The sequence below is a fragment of the Streptomyces glaucosporus genome (assembly GCF_039533345.1).
In the GTDB taxonomy this organism is placed as follows: Bacteria; Actinomycetota; Actinomycetes; order Streptomycetales; family Streptomycetaceae; genus Streptomyces; species Streptomyces glaucosporus.
Genome location: NZ_BAAATJ010000002.1, coordinates 335998 through 358610 on the forward strand (window position 1 = coordinate 335998; position 22613 = coordinate 358610).

Genomic DNA, 22613 nt, shown 5'->3' on the forward strand with positions numbered 1-22613 from the left:
GTGGTCCTTCCTGTGGTCAGGCTGTGTCGTCGCAGCCGGGGTGTGTGGTCTGGTCGGGTGTCAGGGGCGCCATGGGAAGGCCGCACGCCGCGCAGAGCGCGGAAACAGAGAGTGGGTGCAATCCAGCACCCGCAGCGCCCGTAGCGCCCGCAGACTGGGATTCGGGCAGGTCAAGCAGGGTGTCGTCTGCGGGTGCTGTGCTTTTCGCAGCACCCGCCGTAGCACCCGCAGCACCCGCAGAGCGCCCGCCGCGGGTGCTGCGGGTGCTGTCGCGGGTGCTGCCGCCGTCCTCAGCACCCGCGCGTTCGTGCTGGTCATCGCCGGTTGCGGGTGCTGTGGGTGCTGCGGGTGCTGTCTTGCGCCTACTCTCTGAGGCCGTGAGCCGGTAGAGCCGCGACCGGTTGCCGCGCGGCTGCCGCTCGCTGTCGTCGACCTCGATGCCGATCGTGCGCAGAGCGGGCGCCAAGCGCTTGAGCTGGCCGGCCGCGCGGGTGGAGTCCTTCGGCCACTTCTTCGGCAGCTTGTCGGGTGTCTGGACGCTGTCGAGGAGCTGCTGAGCGGTCAGCTTCACCCCGTTGGGCCCGGCCGCGTCGACCAGGGCGACGACGGCTTGCGCGAACGGCTCGCCGTCGAGGACGTCGGCGACCGCGTCGCGAGCGCTCGCCCGGTAACTGCCAAGGGTGTTCCAGCCCTGCACCTGGTCGACTGCGGCGAGGATGCGCGCGAAGTCGGCCATGCGCGGCCGCTCGGCGAGCTGCACTTCGGGCAGCACTTTGAGCACCTGGGCGAGTAGGTCGAACAGCGACGCCAGGATCGACGGGTGCGCTTCGGCGTAGGCCGCGTCCAACTCGGCTTCCTCGCGCCGCTTGTGGTCCGGGATGAGGTTCAGCTCGATCGTCAGCAGCCGCTCGGCGAGGTCACCTGCGAGCGCGCCGGCGTCGATCGTCGTCATGGCCAGCACGCGCCGGAACTCCAGCACGACGACGTCGTCGTCGGTGTACAGCGCGCGGTCGACGATGCCGTCGCCGGTCACCGCCCGGCACAGGGCATCCGACAGCCAATCGGGGATGATCGAGACGTTGTCGAGGCACAGGGCCCAGGAATTGAACGCCTGCGTCGCCCACGACTTGATGTCGCGCGGCGCAGTCCGCTTCGGCGCCCCGGACGGGTCGACGATGCCGATCACCATCGCCGCGCCCTTCGACTTCCCGGTGCCCTGCTCCCCGCGGAACGTCAGGATCGGGTGCGGCAGGTCAGGGATGAACGCCGCGACGAGCCACGCGACGAGGAGCCGGAACCCCTCGTCGCTGGTGTTGAGCAGGTTCCGCAGCTTGGCGAGGCCGTCGCCGTCGGCGATCGGCTCGGGCAGCGGCTTCATGGCGCCGGACCGGCGGAACAGCACCGGGGAGCGCGGCGCCCGGTGCCACCCGTCCGGGCCGATGATGACGCACCGCCCGTCGGCGGTCGCCAGGTCGACGACGATCTCGTCGCCGTGGCGGGCGACCCGCAGGTGCGGCACCCGCGGGTCAGCAGCCTGAGCGACGCCTTCCAGCACGGTCATGGCGTCAGTCAACGCGGACTGCGAAGGAGCATTGCCGCTGTTGGCATCGGTGTAGAGCAGGGACAGCTCGGACCGCAGGCCAGCCTTCCCACGCAGCGGCCGGGCGATGTTCGGCCCGTCCCGCTTCACGCCGTAGGGTCGGCCGTCCTCGGACATGAACAGCTCATACCGCTCCCGAGCCAGGGCGACGAGCTGCGACGCCTGCGACGGGCCGCGCCCCTTGTCCTCTTCCGCGATCCCGGCACGGCGCAGGATCTCGCGCGCCTTCTCGTCGATGTTGTCCTTCTCGTCATCGCTCATCGGCGCTTCCTTGCTGGTGCGTTGCGTGCGCTGGCCACCGTCCGCGCTGCGGCTGCTTCGGGGTGGCCGACGGTGACTGCGGCTTCGACCAGGGCGGCCGCGACCGCGTCGGCATCGACGTCGGTCTCGAAGGCGCGGCACGCGGCCCAGTACAGGCGGTTGTTCAGCTCGCCGTCGGGTGCTTCGAGGACGAACCGCACCAAGCCTGTGAGGACCGCAGAGCGGCGCCGTCCGGGAAGCCGTACAGGTCTGGCAGGTGACGGCTTGGGCTGCGGCAGCATCAGCCGCAGCAGCTCGTCGGGCACCCGGCCCACGATCGGCTCACCCATGGGCCACCACCTGATAGACGCCCTTCGGGGTCCACGAGCCGGGGCCGACGAGGTACCCGCCCGAGCCCCGCACGTCGATGCCGGGCCCGAGCTTGCTGGCGGAGTTGGGGACCTTCACCCCGGCCGGGCCGGACAGCCACAGGTGGAGGCCGCCGGACGGGGTGGCAACGACGACAGTGGCCGGCATCGTGAAGCCGTGCTCGTCGGCCAGGGCCCGCAGCGACTCGACGCCGTCGACACCGTTCTTCCGGTCGAGGTCGAGCCCGATCAGCCAGTGAGGGGCACGGCCGCACGCGATGCCGTAGCCCGTGGCGTACGGCGCTGCGGCAAACTGCGCGGCGACGCGGTCCCGGTCGTTGGAGAAGTCGTGCACGCCGTGCCCGAGTCGGCCGCACTCGCCGCGGCACTTCGGCGTACCGGGCGGGTCGTCGCGATGCGGGGAGCGGATCGCCGGCAGCTTCTTCCGGGTGAGCGGTCCCACATGGAAGCCCATATCGGCTGCCGTGGTGGCGTGACGCAGCGCGTTCCGCCAAAGGGTGCCGTGTGGCACGATGTGCTCAGACCCGCCCCACCGCTGGTCATCCGCCCCCGCAGCCTGTTGCCGCAGGCCGGGGGCGTTTTCGTTGCTGGTGCTCACGCCGCGTCTCCGGTGTTCACAGTCTGGGCCTTGAGCCACCTCTCGATGGACGACCGGCGGTACTTGATCCTTCCCGCCTTGCTGGGGGTCGTCTTGATGTAGTCCGGGCCCATGCCCATCCACCTCCAGTTCGCGAGGGTCTGCGGACTGAACCCGTAGTCGGCATGTACCTGCTTGGGCGTCAGCAGCTCGTCGACGGCTCGCCTCGCCGTCTGCGGTGTGCTCTCCCCACTCATCGCTTCTCCCCTCAGATGAGTTGCTTTGCGACTCGCTTGAGGATACATTCGATCCATGCGAAGGACACTACCAGAGCCCCCAGGGCTCCAAAAGATCCAGTTGAGTCCTACGCTGAGGCTCATGACTGAGCAGCAGCGGCCCCGAACCCAGGTCACCGACGCCACCGGAAAGAACGTGGCAGCGAACGTGCGCCGCGTCCGCGAAGGACGAGGGCTTTCCACCTACGCACTGTCGGGTCTGCTTCGCCAGGCCGGACGCCCCATCTCGCCCTCAGCGCTTGCGAAGATCGAGAGGGCAGAGCGTCGCGTGGACGTCGGCGACCTGATGGCTCTCGCCGTCGCGCTGAACATCGCGCCTTCCGGGCTTCTGCTGCCGGTCGACACCGACCCGCTCGACGAGGTCGAGATCACGGGCAGCAAGCCGGTTCACGCGATTGAGGCATGGGAGTGGATTGACGGACGCGGACCGCTCGGTCAGCCGGTATCCGGTGGTGCATACGCGCTGTACGAAGCGGTCATGACGTACCGACTCTTCGGGCGCCCTCACTGGCTCGTCGACATGGAGAACGAGGAAGACGAGGGCCGAGTCCCCCGTACCAGTGCCAGCCGCATCATGCGCGCGGCCGGCATCGAGGCCACCACGGAGAACGGGAAGACCCGCTACCGGCTGAAGCGGCAGGAGGACGACGCCGATGGCTAGGGTCTGGATCGAGGACCGCGCGAACCACGCCGACTACCAGGCCGCCATGGAGAAGTGGCAGGCCGCGAAGCGTGAGGGCGCCAAACGGCAGCCACCGGGCCGGTGGCGGGTGCGGTGGTACGGCCCGGACGGGAAACCGAAGGCGAAGACCTACGGCAAGCTGCCGCAGGCCGAGGCCGAGAAGAACGCGCTGCTGAACCGGCTCGACAGGGGCAGCTACCGCGACCCGCAGTCGGGCAAGGCCGCGTTCTCGACGGTGGCCGAGGAGTGGCACGGCTCGCTGCGCAAGCAGAGCCGGCGCACGAGAGCGGACTACCGCGAGTGCCTCGACTCCTACGTGCTGCCGAAGTGGCGCGACTGGCAGGTCGGGGCGATCCGGTGGGAGGACGTCTCCGAGTGGGTCGACGAGCTGTGCAACAAGCCCGGCATCTCCGGGCGGATGCTCGGGCCGGCCCGGGTGGTGAAGGTCTACCGGGTGTTCTCTGCGGTGATGAAGCGGGCGGTGCAGACCGGCCGCATCGCGGCCAACCCGGCACACGACCACGACCTGCCGCGCAAGGACGACGACGACGATCACGTCTACCTGTCGCACGAGCAGCTCGAAGCACTGGCGAACGCCGCCGGCGACTACCGGCTCCTAGTCCTGGTGCTCGGGTACTGCGGCATCCGGTGGGGCGAGGCCACCGCCATCAAGGCCGGGCGCGTCCAGCTCGACAAGCGCCGCATCCGCATCGTTCAGGCGTACTCCGACGTCAAGGGCAAGCTCGCCGCCGGGCCGGTGAAGAACCACGAGAAGCGGTCGGTGCCGCTGCCGCGGTCGTTCGCCGCCGAACTCGCCGCGCTGGTGCGCGGCAAAGGCCCGAACGACCTGCTGTTCACCGCCCCGAACGGCGGCCCGCTGCGGTACGGGAACTTCCGCTCCCGGGTGTTCGACAAGGCGGTGAAGGCGGCTGGGCTCGACGGGCTCGGGGTGACGCCGCACAAGCTGCGGCACACCGCGGCGACGCTCGCCATCGCGGCCGGGGCCGACGTGAAGGTCGTGCAGCTCATGCTCGGGCACAAGGACGCGGCCATGACGCTGAACGTCTACGGCCACCTGTGGCCGGACCGGCTCGACGAGGTGGCGGACGCGCTGGACATGCGGCGCGAACGGGTGCTGCTGCGGGCCCGGTTCGCTGGCGCTCTGCGGCGGGAAGTGATCCGGCGCGGTGGCACCGTCCCGTCCGCACGGAAGCCCATGGATGCGTCGCTCGCGGCGTGACAGGAGACAAGATCATGTGTACAGAATGCGTACTGCCCGCCCGGGGACCTCCGGACGGGCAGGGACCAACCGGCCTGTGACCAGCGGTCCAGCGTTGAGCCGCCTGTCGGGCTCGAACCGACGACCTTCGCTTTACAAGAGCGGCGCTCTACCAGCTGAGCTAAGGCGGCGTGCACTGACGTGCGTACGCAGTCTACCTACATCCCGCGGGCGAGCCGCCGGACTTTTCGTCGTACGCGAACTGCTGACAACAAGCACTCCGCCGGGTTACGGTCAGCGGGCGTTCCCCTGGGTTCATCAGTGGAACACCGCCTTTACTCGGATCGTCCGGCACGTTCCTGCCGGTGAAGGAGACAACTCACACATGGCTACGGTCACCTACGACAAGGCGACCCGGATCTACCCGGGTTCCGACAAGCCCGCCGTCGACCAGCTCGACATCGAGATCGCGGACGGCGAGTTCCTCGTCCTCGTCGGCCCCTCCGGCTGCGGCAAGTCCACCTCCCTGCGAATGCTCGCGGGCCTGGAGGACGTCAACGGCGGCGCCATCCGCATCGGTGACCGTGACGTCACCCACCTGCCGCCCAAGGACCGGGACATCGCGATGGTGTTCCAGAACTACGCGCTGTACCCGCACATGACCGTCGCCCAGAACATGGGCTTCGCGCTCAAGATCGCGGGCGTGCCGAAGGACCAGATCCGCGCGAAGGTCGAGGACGCCGCGAAGATCCTGGACCTGACCCCGTACCTGGACCGCAAGCCCAAGGCGCTCTCCGGCGGTCAGCGGCAGCGTGTGGCGATGGGCCGCGCGATCGTCCGCGAGCCGCAGGTGTTCCTGATGGACGAGCCGCTGTCGAACCTCGACGCCAAGCTCCGCGTCCAGACCCGTACGCAGATCGCCAGCCTCCAGCGCCGTCTGGGCATCACCACGGTGTACGTCACCCACGACCAGACCGAGGCCATGACCATGGGCGACCGGGTGGCCGTGCTCAAGGACGGCGTGCTCCAGCAGATCGACGCGCCGCGCCACATGTACGACAAGCCGGCCAACCTCTTCGTCGCGGGCTTCATCGGCTCCCCGGCGATGAACCTGGTCGAGGTGCCGATCACCGACGGCGGTGTGAAGTTCGGCAACAGCGTGGTCCCGGTCGAGCGCGAGGCGGTCGCCGAGGCCGCGAGCAAGGGCGACAAGACCGTCACCGTCGGCATCCGCCCCGAGCACCTGGACGTCGTCAGCGCCGAGGGCACGGGCCTGGCCAAGGACCAGCCCGCCGGCCTGGCCGTCACCGTCAACGTCGTCGAGGAGCTGGGCGCCGACGGTTACGTGTACGGCACCGCCGAGGTCGGCGGCGAGGCGAAGGACCTCATCGTCCGCGTCGGCGCCCGCGAGATCCCGGAGAAGGGCTCGACGATCCACGTGGTGCCGCGCGTCGGCGAGACCCACGTGTTCTCCACCTCCACCGGTGCGCGTCTGAGCGACTGAGCCGGGCCCGGGCACGCCCGGGTTCCGCGCAACGGCCGACAGGGGCCCGTACCTCCCGCAGCACGCGGGGGTGCGGGCCCCTGCCGCTTGTCCGGGAACACCGGGGAGCCGAGGGCGGGGGATGGGGTCCCGAGAAGAAGGAAGGCCAAAAAGGAAGAAAAGGCGAAAAAGGGGCCGTTCGTCAACACGTCCCAGGTGATACGGGATTCCCCTTCACTCGGGAGTGTGAGCAAATGTCGCCATATCACTACTCCTCGCTACGATCGCAATCGCCCCTCAGCGGGCTCCCGAAACCGTCCTCGCGAGGAAGGCTCCACTAGTGAATCCGGTAGCGCGCCACATCGGCAGGACTCTCGCCCTCGTCCTCCCGGTCGTCCTGGTCCTGTCCGGGACCCTCGCCGTCACCCGCGTCTCCTGGGCGCCCTCGCCGTACGAGACGCAGGTCCTCACCGCCTCCTCCGAGCGGACGGCGGACCGGGGGAAGCCGCGCGCTCCGCACGAGGTGGTGCGCGACCGGCTCGTCGCGGAACTCCAGGAGAAGGACCCGGGCGCCGCCCTGACGAGCCTGCAGGAGGAGATGAACCGCAGGCCGTCCCTGGCGAAGCACTGCACCTCCATCGCACGGGCCCTGGGCCGGGCCGCGGTGCGGAAGTACGGGAGCGCCCACCGCGCCCACGCCTACTCCCGGCCGGTGTGCGACACCTCCTTCGCCGCGGGGATCGCCGAGTCCCGCTGATCCGGGTCCCGTTGACCCGGAACCCTCCGCCCCGGGTCCTGTCCGTCCGGGCTCGTCCGGGTCCCGCTGATCCGGAAACCGCCGGTCCGGTTTCGGGTCCCGTCGGCCGATGTGCGCCCCGGGCGCCCCCTGGCAGAGCCGGGCGCCCCGGGGAATCCCGGGTACCGGGTGGACGCGGAAACGGCTGCGCATATCGTCTCCGCATGACTCTCGACGCCCAGTTCGCACACATCCACCCGACTCAGGCCGTGGTCCTGGCCGGTGGCCAGGGGTCACGGCTGCGCCCGTACACCGACGACCGTCCCAAACCGATGGTCGAGATCCCCGGCACCGGGACCCCGATCATCGGCCACCAGCTCGACTGGCTGGCCGCCGAGGGCGTCACCGATGTCGTGATCTCCTGCGGCCATCTCGCCGAGGTGCTCCAGGAGTGGCTGGACACCACCGAACTCCCCCTCAAAGTGACGACCGTCGTCGAGAAGGAGCCCCTGGGCCGCGGCGGCGGTCTGAAGTACGCCGCCGCCTCGCTCCCCCGCCCCGACGAGCCGTGGTACGCCACCAACGGCGACATCTGGACGCGCTTCTCGCTGCGTGAGATGTCCGAGTTCCACGCCGAGCGCGACGCCACCGCCACCGTGGCCCTGGCCCGTCCGCGCATCCCCTGGGGGGCCGTGGAGACCGACGAGTTCGGGCACGTCCTGGACTTCATCGAGGCTCCGCCCTCGCCGTACCTGATCAACGCGGGCGTCTACGTGTTCTCCGCGCCCTTCACCGCGATGCTGCCCGACCGCGGCGACCACGAGCGGACCACCTTCCCGCGCCTGGCGCGCGAACGCGCCCTGGCGGGTTACCAGATCCCGCAGGGCGCCTACTGGCGGGCCATCGACACCGCCAAGGACCTCACCGAGGCCGCCAGGGAGCTGGCGGGCCACAGCCGTTCCCGGTAGTCCCGCCCGCGGAGGCCGACGACAGAGGCCTGCAGGCCCGCGGGTTCGCGTGGGCTGTACGGCCCACGGGTCCCGCAGGGCTCACTGGGCTCGTGAAAGGGCTGCCACCGGGCGTTCGGAGGATCTGCACGAGCCGGCACGGCACCGCTGCCCCGCCCCTCTTGAGGAGGGGCGGGGCAGCGGTTCTGTCCCACGGGTCCGCCGTCAGCCCAGCAGGCCGCCCAGCGCGCCGCCACCGCCACCGTCGCCGCTGTCCGCGCCGTCGTCGCCGTCGTCTCCGCCACCGGTCCCGCCGGACGTGCCGGTGTCGCCGCTGCCTCCGGTGCCGCCCGGGTCCGCCGGGGTGTCGGGCACGGGGACCGGCGGGGCGGGACGCTGCGGGGCCTGCACCGTCTGCTGCTGGCTCGGCGAGTCCGGCTGGGCCCCGCCGCCGGTGTCGCCCGCGCTGGGGACGGTGGCTCCCGGAGAGGACGCGGACGGGCTCGGTTCCGCCGAGGCGCTCGCGTCCGGCCGCCCGGAACCCGTACCGGAGGTGGACGGACTCGGACGCTCACCGGACTTCCGGGGCAGGGGCGAACCGGGCTGGTTGTTGGTCAGCGGACCGCCCGGCTCGGGCACGGTGGCGACCCGCGCGGAGCGCACCGCGCTGCCCATCACCGAGCCGATCAGCAGCGTCAGACCCAGCACGACCGTCGCGACGACCGCGCCGCGGCGCAGCACGCGCCGCCGCAGCTCCCACACCTCCACGCGCGGGCCGAGCGTCCGCCAGGCCTCGCCCGCCAGCCGCGCGTCCAGCGAGTAGTACGGCGCGCCCGCGATGACCAGGGGGCTCCAGGCGGCCAGGTAGATGATGTCCGGGGCGTCGTACACCGGGACGGTGCGCCAGCTCACCGTCACGATCAGCGTCACCGACAGCAGTGCCCCGGCGCCCGCGGCGGCCCGCTGCCACAGGCCCAGGACGGTCAGCACCCCCACGACGATCTGGAGGAAGGCGACGAACAGCCCGGCGCCGACGGGGTGGGCGAGCGCGAAGGCGTGCAGCGGCTCGGCCACGGCCCACGGTTCGAGGGAGTTCAGCCAGCTCACCAGCGAGCCGCGCTCGCCGCCGTCGAAGTAGACGGGGTCGCAGAGCTTGCCCATCCCGGCGTAGACGGAGATGAAGCCGAGGAAGATCCGCAGCGGCAGCAGGACGACGCCGAGGTTCATCCGGCGGCCGGGGTAGTAGCCGTGCCGCGGGAGCTCGCGGCGGGGGCTCCCCCCGGCGTCCCCGTCCTCCCCGTCGTCCGCCTCGTAGAGGTCGTAGGGGTGGTGGGGGCCGTAGGAGAGGTCGTCCCGCCCGTCGTGGGGCTCGTCGTCCGGGAGGTCGTACGCGCCCTCGGCGGGCCGGACGCCGTCCAGCAGCGGACGTCCGAGCGGGAGGTGCTCGGGCGGCTGCGGCGCTCGGGGGGCGATGATCGTGGGCGGGCCGTCGTCGGTGGCGACGGCCGCGGTGCGCGGACCGTCGTCCGGGGGCGGGGCGGCGCCCGGCACCACGCGCGGCAGCACCTGGGTCGTGGCGTTGAGCGCCTCGCCCTCGATGTTCGCGCGGCGGACCGCCTGGAGCAGCCGGGTGGCCCGTACGTCGCCCGGCTCCGTCCGGCCGCTCCACACCACGGGCGTGCGGCGCCTGGCCGCACGCCTGACCGGGACGGCCCCGCGGACGGCGGACAGCGTCTCGGCTCCGACCGGCACGCGGGCGCGGGGCAGCCGGGACGGCGGGGAGGCGAGCCGCACCCTGAAGCTCGCGTGGTTGACGACGACCTCGGCCGGGTCGCTGGGCACCTTGACCGTGCTCAGCACCGGCTCGTCGTCGAAGAAACCGCGCGATTTTCCTCCCGGGGCCTCCTCGGGGCGGCGGCCCGAGCCGGGGGACTGTGTGCCGGGTGTTCTGGTGTCCACACTCCTCTAACCGAGTGACGGACGCATAGGACACTGCCTGGCCCGTCCCGATGTGTCGGGGGCCCGTCAAGATCGCGGCGGCCCGCCGGGAGGATTCCGGCGGGCCGCCCGTGGTACGGGAGGAGTCCGGGCGTCAGGAACGGCGGCGGGCGGCCTCGTAGAGGGCCACGCTCGCGGCGACGCCCGCGTTGAGGGACTCCGCGCCGCCGGGCATCGGAATGCGCACCCGCAGGTCGCAGGTCTCGCCGACCAGGCGGGACAGGCCCTTGCCCTCGCTGCCGACCACGATCACCAGCGGACCGTCCAGTGCCGCCACGTCCTGGATCTCGACCTCGCCGTCGGCCGCCAGGCCGATCACGAACAGCCCCTCCTTCTGGTACGCCTCCAGCGCGCGGGTGAGGTTCGTCGCCCGCGCGACGGGGGTGCGGGCGGCGGTGCCCGCGGAGGTCTTCCAGGCGCCGGCGGTCATGCCGGCCGCGCGCCGCTCGGGGACGACCACGCCGTGGCCGCCGAAGGCGGCGACCGAACGGACCACCGCGCCCAGGTTGCGCGGGTCGGTGACGCCGTCGAGGGCGACGATCAGCGGGTCCTCGCCCTCGTCGTAGGCCGCCGCGGACAGGTCCTCGGGGTGTGCGTACTCGTACGGCGGGATCTGGAGGACCAGGCCCTGGTGGTTGAGGCCGTTGGTCATCCGGTCCAGCTCGGGGCGCGGGGCCTCCATCAGGTGGATGCCGCCGCGGTCGGCGGCGAGCTGGAGGGCCTCGCGGACGCGCTCGTCGTTGTCGATGAACTGCTGCACGTAGAGGGTGTTCGCCGGGACGCCCTCGCGCAGCGCCTCGACCACCGGGTTGCGGCCGACGACCAGCTCCGTCGTGCCCTTCCCCGCGCCGCGCCGGGCGGCGGGGCGGCGGGCGGCCTGCCGGGACTTGGCGTTGGCCAGGCGGTTCTTCACATGGCCCTTGCGCATCTCGGCGGGCGGCGTGGGGCCCTTGCCCTCCAGGCCGCGGCGCCGCTTGCCGCCACTGCCGACCTGCGCGCCCTTCTTGTTGGACGTGCGGCGGTTACGGCGCTGGCTGTTCCCGGCCATCGGGATCACTCATCTCTTCTTGCTGCTCGGTGGGTTGGACGTGTCGGGGGTGCGGGCGGGGCTCAGCGGGCGTCCCGCGGGCCCAGCTCCCAGCGGGGCCCTGAGGGGGTGTCCTCGATGACCAGGCCGGCCTGCTGGAGCTGGTCCCGGATGGCGTCGGCGGTGGCGTAGTCCTTGCGGGCCCGCGCCGCCTGGCGCTGCTCCAGCACCAGGCCGACCAGGGCGTCCACGGCTCCGCTCAGTTCCTCGCCGCGCCCGTCGCCGCCGCCCGCCCAGTGCGGGTCGAGGGGGTCGAGGCCGAGCACGCCCAGCATCGCGCGCACGTCGGCCAGCGCGGTGGCCACCGCGTCCTTGTCGTCCTCGGCGAGGGCGGCGTTGCCCTGCCGGACGGTGGTGTGGACGACGGCGAGCGCCTGCGGGACGCCGAAATCGTCGTCCATCGCCGCGGCGAAGTCCTCCGGCACCTCGGCCGCCGGCTCCACCGACCCGGCCCGCTCCACGGCGCGCTGGACGAAGCCCTCGATCCGGCCGAAGGCGGCCTCGGCCTCGCGGAGGGCCTCCTCGCTGTACTCGATCATCGACCGGTAGTGCGGGGTGCCCAGGTAGTAGCGGAGCACGATGGGCCGCCAATGCCTGACCATCTCGGAGACGAGCACCGAGTTGCCCAGCGACTTGGACATCTTCTCGCCGCTCATCGTCACCCAGGCGTTGTGCACCCAGTAGCGGGCGAACTCGTCGCCGTACGCCTTGGACTGCGCGATCTCGTTCTCGTGGTGCGGGAAGACCAGGTCGATGCCGCCGCCGTGGATGTCGAAGGAGCGGCCCAGGTACTTGTGGGCCATCGCCGAGCACTCCAGGTGCCAGCCGGGGCGGCCGCGTCCCCACGGCGTCTCCCAGCTCGGCTCGCCGGGCTTGGCGGCCTTCCACATCGCGAAGTCGCGGGGGTCGCGCTTGCCGGTCTCGCCCTCGCCGGACGGCTGGCGCAGGTCGTCCAGGTCCTGGTTGGAGAGCTGGAGGTAGCCGGAGAAGGAGCGCACGTCGAAGTAGACGTTGCCGTCGGCGGCGTAGGCGTGCCCGGCGTCGATCAGCGCGCGCATCATCTCGACCATCTCGGGGACGTGGCCGGTGGCGCGCGGCTCGTAGGTGGGCGGCAGGCAGCCGAGCGCGGTGTAGGCGTCGTCGAAGGCGCGCTCGTTGGCGTAGCCGATCGCCCACCAGGGGCGGTCCTGCTCGGCGGACTTGGCGATGATCTTGTCGTCGATGTCCGTGACGTTGCGGACGAACGTCACCTCGTAGCCGCGGTGGGCGAACCAGCGGCGCATGATGTCGAAGTTCAGTCCCGACCGGATGTGACCGATGTGGGGAGGAGCCTGCACGGTGGCACCGCACAGGTAGATCGAGACACAGCCCGGTGTCAGCGGGGTGAAGTCACGGATCTGCCGGGCGCTGGTGTCGTACAGGCGAAGAGTCACGGGCCCAAGGGTAGTCGGAAACCCGGCGCGCCCCGTGCCGATCGGGCGACACGGGGCGCGGGAGCGGAGGGCCGCGGTCAGGAGGAGAGCGTGCCGACGACCTTCTCGGGGGTGATGCGGACGACGACGCGCTGGGCGTCGTTCACGGAGGCGGGGTTGAACTGCTCGTAGGTCCTGCCGCTGTACTTCACCGACAGTTCGTCGATCAGTTCCCGCCCGCCCTCGGTGGTCATGGCGGCGGTGCCGCGGATCTCCGCGTAGGTGTACGGCTCGTCGGGGTCGACCACGACCACCGAGACGCGCGGGTCGCGTTCGAGGTTCTTCGCCTTGCGCCGGTCCACGGTGGTGGAGACCAGCACGTCGTCGCCGTCGCGCTTGACCCACACCGGCGAGGCCTGCGGGCGGCCGTCGGGCTGGACGGTGACCACGGTGACGAAGACGGGACGGTCGAGGAGTTGCCTGAGCTTGTCCGGCAGGGACGCTGCCACGGTGACTTCCTTCCTCCGGAAGCGGTCGGCGGTTGCCCGCGGGTGCCTTCCGCACCGTAGCCGACCCACCGCCGCCCGTGCCCGACGCGCGCCGGGCGGGTCACCGGAACGACCGCTCAGCGGCGGTGGACGACCAGCGCCGTCGCCACAGCGGCCAGACCCTCGCCCCGGCCGGTCAGGCCCAGCCCGTCGGTGGTGGTGCCGGAGACGGACACGGGTGCGCCGACCGCCTCCGAGAGCGCCTTCCGCGCCTCCTCGCGCCGCTTGCCGATCTTGGGCCGTACGCCGATGACCTGGATCGCCACGTTGCCGATCCCGAAGCCCGCGGCCCGCACGATCCGGGCCGCCTCGGCGAGCAGGGTGACGCCGGAGGCGCCGGCCCACTCGGGGCGGTCGGTGCCGAAGTGGGCGCCGAGGTCGCCCAGGCCGGCCGCGGAGAACAGGGCGTCGCAGGCGGCGTGCGCGGCGACGTCGCCGTCGGAGTGCCCGGCCAGGCCGTGCGTCTCGCCCTCCCAGAGGAGGCCGGCGCACCACAGCTCGCGCCCCTCCTCGAAGGCGTGCACGTCCGTGCCGATCCCGACCAGGGGGACGGCGGGCAGCGGGGAGTCAGAAGCCATCGGTGGCCCTCCTGCGGGCGAGCACGGCCTCGGCGAGCACGAGGTCCAGCGGGCGGGTGACCTTGAACGCCTCCTCGTGGCCGGGCACCAGCACCACGGGGACGCCCATGCGCTCGGCCAGCCCGGCGTCGTCGGTGGCGCCCTCGCCCTCACGGGGCGCGCTCTCGTGCGCCTTGACGAGCGTGGCCCGGTCGAAGCCCTGGGGGGTCTGCACGGCACGGAGCAGGGACCGCTCGGGCGTGTCCACCACCGGTTCCGGCTCCCCGGCGGGCACGCCGGGGGCGATCCGCTTGACCGTGTCGGCGACGGGCAGCGCGGGGACGACGGCGGGGGCCCCCGCCCGTACGGCGGCGGCGACCGCCTCCACGGTCTCCACGGGGACCAGCGGACGGGCGGCGTCGTGGACGAGGACCACGTCGACGTCGCCGGTCAGCGCGGCCAAGCCCCGGGCCACCGACTCCTGCCGGGTCTCCCCGCCGGGGACGACGACCACCTCGGTGGCGCCGGCGGAGTCGGGCAGGGGGTGCTCGTCGAGGACGGTCCGGACGGCCGCGGCGCCGTCCGGCGGGGCCACGACGACCACGAGGGAGACCGTCCGGGCGCGGGCCACCGCGCGTACGGCGTGGACGAGCATCGGGACGCCCCCCAGGGGCCGCAGCGCCTTGGGGGCGCCGCGGCCGAGCCGTACGCCGCGGCCGGCGGCGGGGATGACGACGGCGGTGCGGCCGCCCGGCACGGGCGGGGGCACCGCGTCCGCGGCTTCGGCGGACATCGATTCATCTGGCATTGGCTGCACGTTCAGGGTTTGTGTCCTCGGTGGGGGTGGGTATGGCACACAGCGTGCCGGGCGCGGCGCACCGACCGACCCCTTCCGTGACGGCCGGTCGAACAGCACCCGGGCCCGGTACGGCAGTGGCGGCAGGCGGCGCCGGGGCATCGGCCGGCGGCTCAGCGAGCGGTCCACGGCCCGGCGAGCGATCGGCTTCCACCCGGAGCGCCCCGTGACAGGCGTCCTCGTACGGACGTACCGGCCCGGACATACCGCAGCGCCCGGCGAAGCACTCACGTCCTCGCTCGGGCACCGCGGCACCGCTCACGTCCGCTCCACGCCCACCGGCCGCGTCCTGCGTCGGCGCGGGGGGTGCGGGGCACTCTCACCGTGCGGTTCTCACCGGCTGTGCGGTTCTCACCGGCTTGGTTCGTACGTCCTGTTCCGACTGTTCACCGAAGCGGTCGTGTTCACAGGGCGGTTCCGCCGACAGGTGTCGGACGTCCACCGTCGCGGGGCCTGTGCGGCGGCCCGCGCGCCGGGTCAGGACGCCAGCACCTCGTCGAGCAGCGCTTCCGCCTTGTCCTCGTTGGTGTTCTCCGCGAGAGCCAGCTCGCTCACCAGGATCTGCCGGGCCTTGGCGAGCATCCGCTTCTCACCCGCGGAGAGTCCGCGCTCGCGCTCCCGGCGCCACAGGTCGCGCACGACCTCGGCCACCTTGATCACGTCACCGGAAGCGAGCTTCTCCAGGTTCGCCTTGTACCGACGGGACCAGTTGGTCGGCTCCTCGGCGTAGGGCGCGCGGAGCACCTCGAAGACCCGGTCGAGACCGTCCTGGCCGACCACGTCACGCACGCCGACGAGCTCCGCGTTTTCCGCCGGTACGCGCACCTCCAGGTCGCCCTGCGCGACCTTCAGAACCAAGTAGGTCTTGTCCACGCCTTTGATCTGGCGAGTTTCGATGGCCTCGATCAGCGCGGCCCCGTGATGGGGATAGACCACGGTGTCGCCAACCTTGAACGTCATGTGACAGGTACCCCTTCCGTGGCTATCCAGGGTAACACGGGAACGCCCTCTTCTGAATGGCGTTTTCGCAGGTCAGGGCATATCTCGGGGCTTGACAACAGTGCCCGGATCGTGCTGAGGGGGACCTGTTGGAGCGGGAATTCGCAGGTGAGAGGGGTTATGCGCGGGGTGCGATTCGCATGCACCACCACCCCCGAAGGGAGCACCCGAAACACCCGTACGTCCGTTTTGCCGGAATCCCCGATCCGGGCGAACGACCCCGCCCGATATTGATCGCGACCCGGCGAACCCCCCTCCCACCGATTTCCGGTGAACCTTCCCCCGGCCCCTTCCCAGACCCTTCCCGGGCCCTTCCCCGAAGCCTTCCACGCGCCCTTCCGCGGAATGCGCGTAATCGCTCGTACGGACGTGCAGTTGATATTCCGCCGGGCGCCCCCGGCGGCCCGCCCCGCACCCCCGGCCGCGCTCCACTCCCCCGGCGGGCGCCCGGACACCGGTTCGGACCACACCGCCGGAGCGCTTCGAGGCGGGTCGGGTGAGGATGCCGTAAAGGGGGTCGGTACGCTGAGCCTCGCCGACAGACCACCCACCCGCTAGGAGATGCCGCCGCCGTGAGCAGCAGCCTTCGACGCGGCGCCCTCGCCGCCTCCGCCCTTGCGCTCTCGATCGCAGCCCTGACCGCCTGCGGCGCCGGGCCCAACGCGCAGAGCCTGAACATCCAGCCCGACAACGCCTCGGTCACCGTCGAGGACATCAAGGTCCAGAACGTCAACATCATCACGTCCGAGGACGAGTCCGGCCCCGCCTCCGTGAGCGCCCGCCTCTTCAACCAGGGCACGGAGGACGAAAGGCTGGAGTCCATCAAGATCTCCGGCCGGGAGGTGGAGCTCAGCCCGGCCGAGGGCGACGACCTCACCGTTCCGGCCGGCGGCTCGCTGATCCTCGGCGGCGAGAACAACGCCTCCGCTCTGATCCCCGACCCCGCCGCGGCGGACATCCACAACGGCGAGGCGCAGGAGATCGTCTTCGAGCTCAGCTCGACCGGCAAGGTGGAACTGCGCGCGACCGTCGTCCCGGCGACCGACGCCTGGGCGGAGTTCGGCCCCAGCGGCGCCCCCCAGCCCACCGCCGAGGCCACGGAGCCCGGCCCGGAGACCTCGCCGGGGACGTCCGAGGACTCCCCCGAGATCGAGGCCGAGGAGTCCGAGGCCTCGAACGACACCGGGGACGACGACACCCAGGGCGAGATCGGCAACGAGGAGACCCACCAGCCCTGATCCCGCCCCGGCCGGCAGCCCGGCACACGACGAGTGGGGGCCGCCCCGACGGGGCGGCCCCCACTCGTGTCACTCCGCGCCGGACGCGCCGTGCCGCGGCCCTCGGCCCACGGCCGTCCCGGCCGCCGTCCCGACGGTCACGGCCGTCCCGGCGGTCCTGACGACCATGGCCGTCACGGCTCGAACTTGTAGCCCAGCCCCCGCACCGTCACCAGGTAGCGCGGCGCGCTCGGGTCCGGCTCGATCTTGGCGCGCAGTCTCTTGACGTGCACGTCCAGCGTCTTGGTGTCGCCGACGTAGTCCGCGCCCCAGACCCGGTCTATCAGCTGCATCCGGGTCAGCACCCGGCCGGCGTTGCGCAGCAGCATCTCCAGCAGGTCGAACTCCTTCAGCGGCAGGTCGACCTTGGTGCCCCCGACCGTCACCACGTGCCGGTCCACGTCCATCCGCACCGGCCCGGCCTCCAGCGCCGCCGGGGCGGTCTCCTCAGGCTCGCCGCGCCGCCGCAGCACGGCCCGGATGCGGGCGACCAGCTCGCGGGAGGAGAAGGGCTTGGTCACGTAGTCGTCGGCCCCTATCTCCAGGCCGACGACCTTGTCGATCTCGCTGTCCTTCGCCGTCACCATGATGACCGGGACGTTGGACCTGCCGCGGAGCTGCCGGCACACCTCCGTGCCGGGCAGCCCGGGCAGCATCAGGTCGAGCAGCACCAGATCGGCGCCGTTGCGCTCGAACTCCTCCAGGCCGTCCGGGCCCGTGGAGGCGACGGCCACCTCGAAGCCTTCCTTGCGCAGCATGTACGACAGTGCGTCGCTGAACGATTCCTCGTCCTCGACGACGAGCACTCGGGTCACGGGAGGACCTCCGGGGCTGGAGCGGAATGGTGATCGTAGGAGTCGTGGGGGGATGTGGGGGTTCGGGGGGCGGCGCCGTACGGGTGTCCGGCGCCGCGGTCCGTGCCGTCCGCACGGTCCCCGCCGCCGGTGGCACGGGAGGCGTCGGGGGCGTGGAAACCGTCGGTGTCGTGGCGGTCGTCGGAGGCGTGGGGATCGTCGGTGTCGTCGTCAGTGTCGCCGAAGTCCGCCGGGTCGCGCAGCGCGCCGGCCGTCCGCTGCCGCTCGCGCCGCCGGGCCTCCTCGCGCTCCCGCGCGCTGCCGGCCTCCGGCAGGCGCAGGGTGAAGGTGGAGCCCTGTCCCTCCGCGCTCCACACGGTGACCTCCCCGCCGTGCGAGGCCGCCACGTGCTTGACGATGGCCAGGCCCAGGCCGGTGCCTCCGGTGGCCCGGGAGCGGGCCGGGTCGACGCGGTAGAAGCGCTCGAAGATCCGGTCCTTGTCCTTGTCGGAGATGCCGATGCCCTGGTCGGTCACCGCGATCTCGATCATGTCCCCGCCCGGGGCCGCGACCCTCCGCCCGGAGATGCCCACCCGGGTGCGGGACGGGGAGTAGTTCACCGCGTTCTCGACGAGGTTGCCGAGCGCCGCTGCGAGCTGGCCGCGGTTCCCCCACACGTGCAGGCCGGCGGTGCCGCCCGTGGCGATGGTGATCTGCTTGGCGCCCGCCTGCTGGCGGCAGCGGTCGATGGCCTCGGCCACCAGCTCGTCCACCCGGACGGGCTCGGAGTCCTCCAGCGGGTTGTCGTTCTGCACCCGCGAGAGGTCGATCAGCTCCTGGACGAGATTGGTCAGCCGCGTCGCCTCGTTCTGCATGCGGCCGGCGAAACGCTGCACCGCCTCCGGGTCGTCGGCGGCGTCCATCACCGCCTCCGACAGCAGCGAGAGCGCCCCCACCGGGGTCTTCAGCTCGTGGCTGACGTTCGCCACGAAGTCGCGGCGCACCGCCTCGATGCGCCGGGCCTCGGTCATGTCCTCCACCAGCAGCAGGACGAGCCGGGAGCCCAGGGGCGCCACCCGCGCGGAGACCGCCAGCGCCTCCCCCCGGCCGGTGCCGCGCCGCGGCAGTTCCAGGTCGGCCTGGCGGATCTCGCCGTCGCGGCGGGTGTCGCGGGCCATCTGGAGCATCGGCTCCACGGCGAGCTTCCCGCCCCGCACCAGCCCGAGGGCGTACGCGGCCGAGCTGGCCTTGACCACGGCGTCGGACTCGTCCAGCACCACGGCGGACGAACGGAGCACGGACAGCACGGTGTCCACACCGGGGGGCAGCACGGCCTCGGTGGGGAAGGAGCTGCGCGTGGGACGGGCCTGCTCGCGCTCGCTCCAGCGGAACGCGAGCATCGCGACCACCCCGGTGCACACCCCGGCGATCGCAGCCACTGCGGCGACTGCCGCGTTCACGTCCATGTGTCCAGGTTAAGCAGGCACCGGAAGACGGCCGTAGCTGTTCGGGGGGCTACTCGAACACTCGTCTCCGAGAGTTCACGTCGGTGTCGGCACCGGTTCACTTGGGCGGGCGGAGCCGGACGTGTTTCGGACAGAACGTGGGAGCGTAGGGGGAAGGACGGGGCCCGGTGCTCCCACCGGTCCCCGGACCCCCATGGGGCCGGGCCCCGACGATCACGTCATGCGAGGGGAAGGACAGTCATGCGGGACGCGTACCACGAGGAGCTGGACTCGATCGGCGACGGCCTCGTCGAGATGGCCCGGCTCGTCGGCTCCGCGATCGGCCGCGCCACGACGGCGATGCTGGACGCGGACCTCAATCTCGCCGAGAGCGTGATCGCCGCGGACGAGAAGGTGGACAACCTCCACCGGGAACTGGAGACCAAGGCCATAACGCTGCTCGCCCGCCAGCAGCCGGTCGCCACCGACCTGCGGATCGTCGTCACCTCCCTGCGGATGAGCGCCGACCTCGAGCGCTCCGGCGACCTGGCGCAGCACGTCGCCAAGGTGGCCCGGCTGCGCTACCCCGAGTCCGCGGTGCCGCGGGACCTCCAGGCGACCATCCTGGAGATGGGCCAGCTCGCGCAGCGTCTGATGGCCAAGGCGCGCGAGGTCATCATCACCAAGGACGTCGACCTGGCACTCCAGCTCGAGCAGGACGACGACGCGATGGACCTCCTCCACCGCACCCTCTTCCAGCACCTGATGGACGACCGCTGGAAGCACGGCATCGAGACGGCCGTGGACGTCACCCTGCTGGGCCGCTACTACGAGCGCTTCGCCGACCACGCCGTCTCGGTCGCCCGCCGCGTCGTCTACCTCGTCACCGGCGACTACGCGGACGAGGTCGACCCGGCCACCGGTGTGACCGCCACCGAGGGCACGCAGGACGGGAACGCCTGACGCCCCCGGCTCCGTCCGCGCGCCCCCCGGCCTGCCCGGGGGGCGCGGGCGTGCCTCCGCGCGCCGTTGACGCGCCCGGCCGGGGAGGACGTCAATGGGGGGCGGAGGAGCACCGGCGACAACCGGTGAGAACCGGCTGAGGAGGTACTCATGGCGGACTTCCCGACCCCGTCCACGACGGCCGAGCGGGCGGACGAACGGCCCTCGCTCCCCGTGCTGGGAGCCTGCGGCTGCGGGTCAGGGTGCTCGTGCGGATGCCAGTCCGGCGGCAGCTGCCAGTGCGGCGGCTGCTGCGGCTGAGCCGCGGACGCGGACCGGGCGAGACGTCCGGCGGAGCCCGGCCGATACCGTCGGCCGGGTCCCGCCGGGTGCGCGGCGTCACCCCTGCGCGGCTTCCTCCCGCGCCGCCGTGCGCTGGAGCGCGCCGAGCACGTCCGCCGGATCGCTGCCGGCCAGTACCGCCTGCCCGACGCCCTTCCCGATCTCCTCGCGGACCCTCGCCCAGGAGCCCTTGCTCGCCGGGTGGAACACCGCGGCCCCCAACTGCTCCAGGAAGGGGCGCATCCGCTTGTGCCGCTCGTCGTCGCGCATCCGGTCGGTGGCGGAGACCGTCACGGGCAGCATGTGGTGGCGGTTGGCGAACGCGTAGTGGTTCTCCTCCGTGTAGACGTGGTCGAGGAACGCCCTGACCACCTCCTGGTTGCCCTCCTTGCGGAACGCCACCATCCAGTGGGCGGTCCCCGTGGTGGTCTCGGCGCGCCTGCCGTTGCCGGGCAGGGGCACCATCCCGTAGTCGACCTTCCTCTCCTCGGCCTGCCGCATCAGCGACAGGTCGCCGTTGAGCATGCCGACCTGCCCCTGTGTGAACCGCTCGAAGATCTCCCGCCGTCCGGTGGCGGACGGATCGGCCGTGGTGAGGCCGCTCCCGACGAGCTCCCTCCGGAGCCACTTCATGGCCTGGACGTTCTTCGGCGAGTCGATGGCGTAGAGGCCCTCGTCCCCGGTGAGGCCGCCGCCGTTGGCGACCATCCACGTCATGGCCTCGGTGTGGGCCTCCTCGGGACCGAGCGGCAGCCCGTAGGGAACGCCGACGCCGGCGCCCTTGAGGGCGGTCGCGGCCAGCTTCAGCTCCTGCCAGGTCCGCGGCGGATCGTCCGGGTCCAGGCCGGCGGCGGTGAAGAGCGCGCGGTTGTAGTAGAGGAGCTGGAGGTCGGCGGCGAACGGCAGCGCGTACTGCACGTGCCGTATCTCGCCGAGTGAGGCGAGCGCGGGGACGAAGTCGGCCTGCACCCGGATGGAGAGCAGCTCGTCGGCCCGGTAGAGCAGGTCGGGCGTGTGGTCGGCGCGTTCGGGGAGCTGTGCGAGGTCGGGGGGCGTGCCCTTGGCCGCCAGGTCCGCCGCCTTCTCCTCTGCCTTCCCCGGGGCGTGGAGGGAGACCTTCACCCTGACGCCCGGGTTCTTCCCCTCGAAGCCGGCGGCCATCTCGTCCCAGTACCTCTGTGTGAGGCCCATCTCCCCGCGGTCGCCGTAGTCGGTGGCGATCACCGTCAGGGTGCCGTTCCCGGTCTTGGCCGTCCCGCTCCCGCCGCACCCCGTCGCCGTCCAAGCGAGAGAACCGGCCACCCCAGAAGCCAGACCGAGGAACCGTCTTCGCCGCATCGCGCCACCCCTATCACTGAACCGGTACTGCTCCTGCGTCGGCGTTCACGGAACGCCGCACCGGGACCGGACCGGAAACCAGAGCGGGACGTTCCCGCGGGAAGCCACCACAGGTGGCTGAAACGTAACGTTCCGCCGACACTCCGCAGCCTTCCGGGGACGGACCGATACATAACCGAGTCCGATGTCCGGATAGCGGGCGGATCTGAGGGCGGCACAGGAAGCGGTGAAGGGGTGTCGGTGCCCCGCGCGACATTCGTCCCGCGGCAGGACCGTCCCGCCCGGCCGAAACGCACAGGGGGCCGTATGGCCGAGGTGCTGCTGTTCCGCCCTGGGCACGGACCGACGTCCGGCGTCCGCCGGTTCGCCGAGGTCCTCCGGCGGGCCGGCCACACCGTCCACGCCCCCCGACCTGTACGAGGAGCGGGTCTTCGAGTCCCTCGGGGAGGGCGCCGCCCACGCCCGGGAGGTCGGCTTCGGCACGCTCGTCGAGCGCGGCCGGGCAGCCGCCGACGGGCTGCCCGGCGGACTCGTCCTCGCCGGTTTCCCGCTCGGCGTCCTGCCGGCGCAGGCACTGGCCCGGACACGTCCCGGGGGAGGGGCGCGCTGCTGTTCCACGCCTGCCTCCCCGTCTCCGGGTTCGGCGACGCGTGGCCCCGGGGCGTCCCGGTCCGGATGCACGGCATGGACGCCGAGGAGTTCTTCGCGGGAGAAGGGGATCCCGACGCGGCCCGTGCCCTCGTCCGGTCCGCTCGTCCGGCGCCGACGGCGTACGGCCCGCCCGCCGGCCAACAGGAGACCCTGTCCGGCATTACCAGCAGATTTCCCTTTTAAGGTCTTCCATCCAGG

Annotated in this window: 19 protein-coding genes, 1 tRNA gene and 1 pseudogene; 7 read left to right on the forward strand and 14 right to left on the reverse strand. The window is 72.0% G+C overall.

Going from position 1 to position 22613, the window contains the following annotated elements; genetic code table 11:
• Positions 1-16: 16 nt before the first annotated feature.
• The 3 genes and pseudogenes from ABD358_RS03700 to ABD358_RS03710 form a co-directional block, all read right to left on the reverse strand.
• Complete coding sequence (locus tag ABD358_RS03700; protein WP_344629346.1) at positions 17-1861, reverse strand: ATP-binding protein; 1845 nt, start codon at positions 1859-1861, stop codon at positions 17-19.
• Positions 1858-2683: pseudogene (locus ABD358_RS03705) on the reverse strand (bifunctional DNA primase/polymerase). The gene ABD358_RS03700 and the pseudogene ABD358_RS03705 overlap by 4 nt, the downstream one beginning before the upstream one ends.
• Positions 2684-2823: 140 nt before the next feature.
• The gene (locus ABD358_RS03710) at positions 2824-3063 is read right to left on the reverse strand and encodes a helix-turn-helix transcriptional regulator (protein WP_344629347.1); all 240 of its coding nucleotides are present in this window, start codon (positions 3061-3063) and stop codon (positions 2824-2826) included.
• A gap of 121 nt (positions 3064-3184) precedes the next feature.
• Between ABD358_RS03710 and ABD358_RS03715 the strand changes: the two genes are divergently transcribed.
• Both ABD358_RS03715 and ABD358_RS03720 read left to right on the forward strand, forming a co-directional pair.
• Complete coding sequence (locus tag ABD358_RS03715) at positions 3185-3763, forward strand: helix-turn-helix domain-containing protein (protein ID WP_344629348.1); 579 nt, start codon at positions 3185-3187, stop codon at positions 3761-3763.
• The gene (locus ABD358_RS03720; RefSeq protein WP_344629349.1) at positions 3756-5024 is read left to right on the forward strand and encodes a tyrosine-type recombinase/integrase; all 1269 of its coding nucleotides are present in this window, start codon (positions 3756-3758) and stop codon (positions 5022-5024) included. The genes ABD358_RS03715 and ABD358_RS03720 overlap by 8 nt, the downstream gene beginning before the upstream one ends.
• 97 nt (positions 5025-5121) lie before the next feature.
• On the opposite strand, the gene ABD358_RS03725 is transcribed toward ABD358_RS03720, so the two are convergent.
• Positions 5122-5194: transfer RNA gene (locus ABD358_RS03725), tRNA-Thr, on the reverse strand.
• 194 nt (positions 5195-5388) lie between these two features.
• On the opposite strand from ABD358_RS03725, the gene ABD358_RS03730 reads away from it, so the two are divergent.
• The 3 genes from ABD358_RS03730 to ABD358_RS03740 all read left to right on the forward strand — a co-directional run bounded on the left by ABD358_RS03730 (position 5389) and on the right by ABD358_RS03740 (position 8190).
• The gene (locus tag ABD358_RS03730; RefSeq protein WP_344629350.1) at positions 5389-6507 is read left to right on the forward strand and encodes an ABC transporter ATP-binding protein; all 1119 of its coding nucleotides are present in this window, start codon (positions 5389-5391) and stop codon (positions 6505-6507) included.
• Positions 6508-6826: 319 nt separating this feature from the next.
• The gene (locus ABD358_RS03735) at positions 6827-7243 is read left to right on the forward strand and encodes a hypothetical protein (RefSeq protein ID WP_344629351.1); all 417 of its coding nucleotides are present in this window, start codon (positions 6827-6829) and stop codon (positions 7241-7243) included.
• Between the two features lie 203 nt (positions 7244-7446).
• A complete protein-coding gene (locus tag ABD358_RS03740; protein ID WP_344629352.1) occupies positions 7447-8190 on the forward strand; it encodes a nucleotidyltransferase family protein in 744 nt (247 codons plus the stop codon).
• Positions 8191-8394: 204 nt separating this feature from the next.
• Here ABD358_RS03740 and ABD358_RS03745 read toward each other — a convergent pair whose 3' ends face one another.
• The 7 genes from ABD358_RS03745 to ABD358_RS03775 form a co-directional block, all read right to left on the reverse strand.
• On the reverse strand, positions 8395-10128 hold the full coding sequence (locus ABD358_RS03745) for a DoxX family protein (RefSeq protein WP_425576232.1): 1734 nt from the start codon (positions 10126-10128) through the stop codon (positions 8395-8397).
• Between the two features lie 133 nt (positions 10129-10261).
• A complete protein-coding gene (gene rlmB, locus ABD358_RS03750; protein ID WP_344629451.1) occupies positions 10262-11215 on the reverse strand; it encodes a 23S rRNA (guanosine(2251)-2'-O)-methyltransferase RlmB in 954 nt (317 codons plus the stop codon).
• Between the two features lie 62 nt (positions 11216-11277).
• Positions 11278-12687, reverse strand: coding sequence for a cysteine--tRNA ligase (gene cysS / locus ABD358_RS03755; RefSeq protein WP_344629353.1), 1410 nt, complete (start codon positions 12685-12687; stop codon positions 11278-11280).
• 77 nt (positions 12688-12764) lie between these two features.
• The gene (locus ABD358_RS03760) at positions 12765-13175 is read right to left on the reverse strand and encodes a PPOX class F420-dependent oxidoreductase (RefSeq protein ID WP_344629354.1); all 411 of its coding nucleotides are present in this window, start codon (positions 13173-13175) and stop codon (positions 12765-12767) included.
• Between the two features lie 116 nt (positions 13176-13291).
• The gene (gene ispF, locus ABD358_RS03765) at positions 13292-13792 is read right to left on the reverse strand and encodes a 2-C-methyl-D-erythritol 2,4-cyclodiphosphate synthase (protein WP_344629355.1); all 501 of its coding nucleotides are present in this window, start codon (positions 13790-13792) and stop codon (positions 13292-13294) included.
• A complete protein-coding gene (gene ispD, locus ABD358_RS03770) occupies positions 13782-14564 on the reverse strand; it encodes a 2-C-methyl-D-erythritol 4-phosphate cytidylyltransferase (RefSeq protein ID WP_344629356.1) in 783 nt (260 codons plus the stop codon). Before ispD ends, ispF begins: the two co-directional genes overlap by 11 nt.
• 540 nt (positions 14565-15104) lie before the next feature.
• On the reverse strand, positions 15105-15587 hold the full coding sequence (locus ABD358_RS03775) for a CarD family transcriptional regulator (RefSeq protein ID WP_031508181.1): 483 nt from the start codon (positions 15585-15587) through the stop codon (positions 15105-15107).
• A gap of 611 nt (positions 15588-16198) precedes the next feature.
• On the opposite strand from ABD358_RS03775, the gene ABD358_RS03780 reads away from it, so the two are divergent.
• Complete coding sequence (locus ABD358_RS03780) at positions 16199-16864, forward strand: DUF461 domain-containing protein (RefSeq protein WP_344629357.1); 666 nt, start codon at positions 16199-16201, stop codon at positions 16862-16864.
• Between the two features lie 173 nt (positions 16865-17037).
• On the opposite strand, the gene phoP is transcribed toward ABD358_RS03780, so the two are convergent.
• Positions 17038-17709, reverse strand: a complete 672-nt coding sequence (gene phoP / locus ABD358_RS03785; RefSeq protein WP_486388647.1) for a two-component system response regulator PhoP — start codon at positions 17707-17709, stop codon at positions 17038-17040.
• A 5-nt stretch (positions 17710-17714) separates the two neighbouring features.
• Entirely contained in the window at positions 17715-19163 is a 1449-nt protein-coding gene (locus ABD358_RS03790; RefSeq protein WP_344629359.1) for a sensor histidine kinase, read from the reverse strand.
• A 240-nt stretch (positions 19164-19403) separates the two neighbouring features.
• Here ABD358_RS03790 and phoU point away from each other — a divergent pair, with 240 nt between their 5' ends.
• On the forward strand, positions 19404-20105 hold the full coding sequence (gene phoU / locus ABD358_RS03795) for a phosphate signaling complex protein PhoU (RefSeq protein WP_344629360.1): 702 nt from the start codon (positions 19404-19406) through the stop codon (positions 20103-20105).
• A gap of 378 nt (positions 20106-20483) precedes the next feature.
• Here the strand turns inward: phoU and ABD358_RS03800 are convergent, their stop codons facing one another.
• Positions 20484-21728, reverse strand: a complete 1245-nt coding sequence (locus ABD358_RS03800; RefSeq protein ID WP_344629361.1) for an extracellular solute-binding protein — start codon at positions 21726-21728, stop codon at positions 20484-20486.
• Positions 21729-22613: the final 885 nt, after the last annotated feature.

Coding starts and splice junctions, on each gene's coding strand:
- ABD358_RS03720 (WP_344629349.1), top strand. CDS start 3,756: ATGGCTAGGGTCTGGATCGAGGACCGCGCGAACCACGCCGACTACCAG.
- ABD358_RS03740 (WP_344629352.1), top strand. CDS start 7,447: ATGACTCTCGACGCCCAGTTCGCACACATCCACCCGACTCAGGCCGTG.
- rlmB (WP_344629451.1), bottom strand. CDS start 11,215: ATGGCCGGGAACAGCCAGCGCCGTAACCGCCGCACGTCCAACAAGAAG.
- ABD358_RS03700 (WP_344629346.1), bottom strand. CDS start 1,861: ATGAGCGATGACGAGAAGGACAACATCGACGAGAAGGCGCGCGAGATC.
- ABD358_RS03775 (WP_031508181.1), bottom strand. CDS start 15,587: ATGACGTTCAAGGTTGGCGACACCGTGGTCTATCCCCATCACGGGGCC.
- ispD (WP_344629356.1), bottom strand. CDS start 14,564: ATGTCCGCCGAAGCCGCGGACGCGGTGCCCCCGCCCGTGCCGGGCGGC.
- ABD358_RS03790 (WP_344629359.1), bottom strand. CDS start 19,163: ATGGACGTGAACGCGGCAGTCGCCGCAGTGGCTGCGATCGCCGGGGTG.
- ABD358_RS03710 (WP_344629347.1), bottom strand. CDS start 3,063: ATGAGTGGGGAGAGCACACCGCAGACGGCGAGGCGAGCCGTCGACGAG.
- phoU (WP_344629360.1), top strand. CDS start 19,404: ATGCGGGACGCGTACCACGAGGAGCTGGACTCGATCGGCGACGGCCTC.
- ABD358_RS03715 (WP_344629348.1), top strand. CDS start 3,185: ATGACTGAGCAGCAGCGGCCCCGAACCCAGGTCACCGACGCCACCGGA.
- ispF (WP_344629355.1), bottom strand. CDS start 13,792: ATGGCTTCTGACTCCCCGCTGCCCGCCGTCCCCCTGGTCGGGATCGGC.
- ABD358_RS03730 (WP_344629350.1), top strand. CDS start 5,389: ATGGCTACGGTCACCTACGACAAGGCGACCCGGATCTACCCGGGTTCC.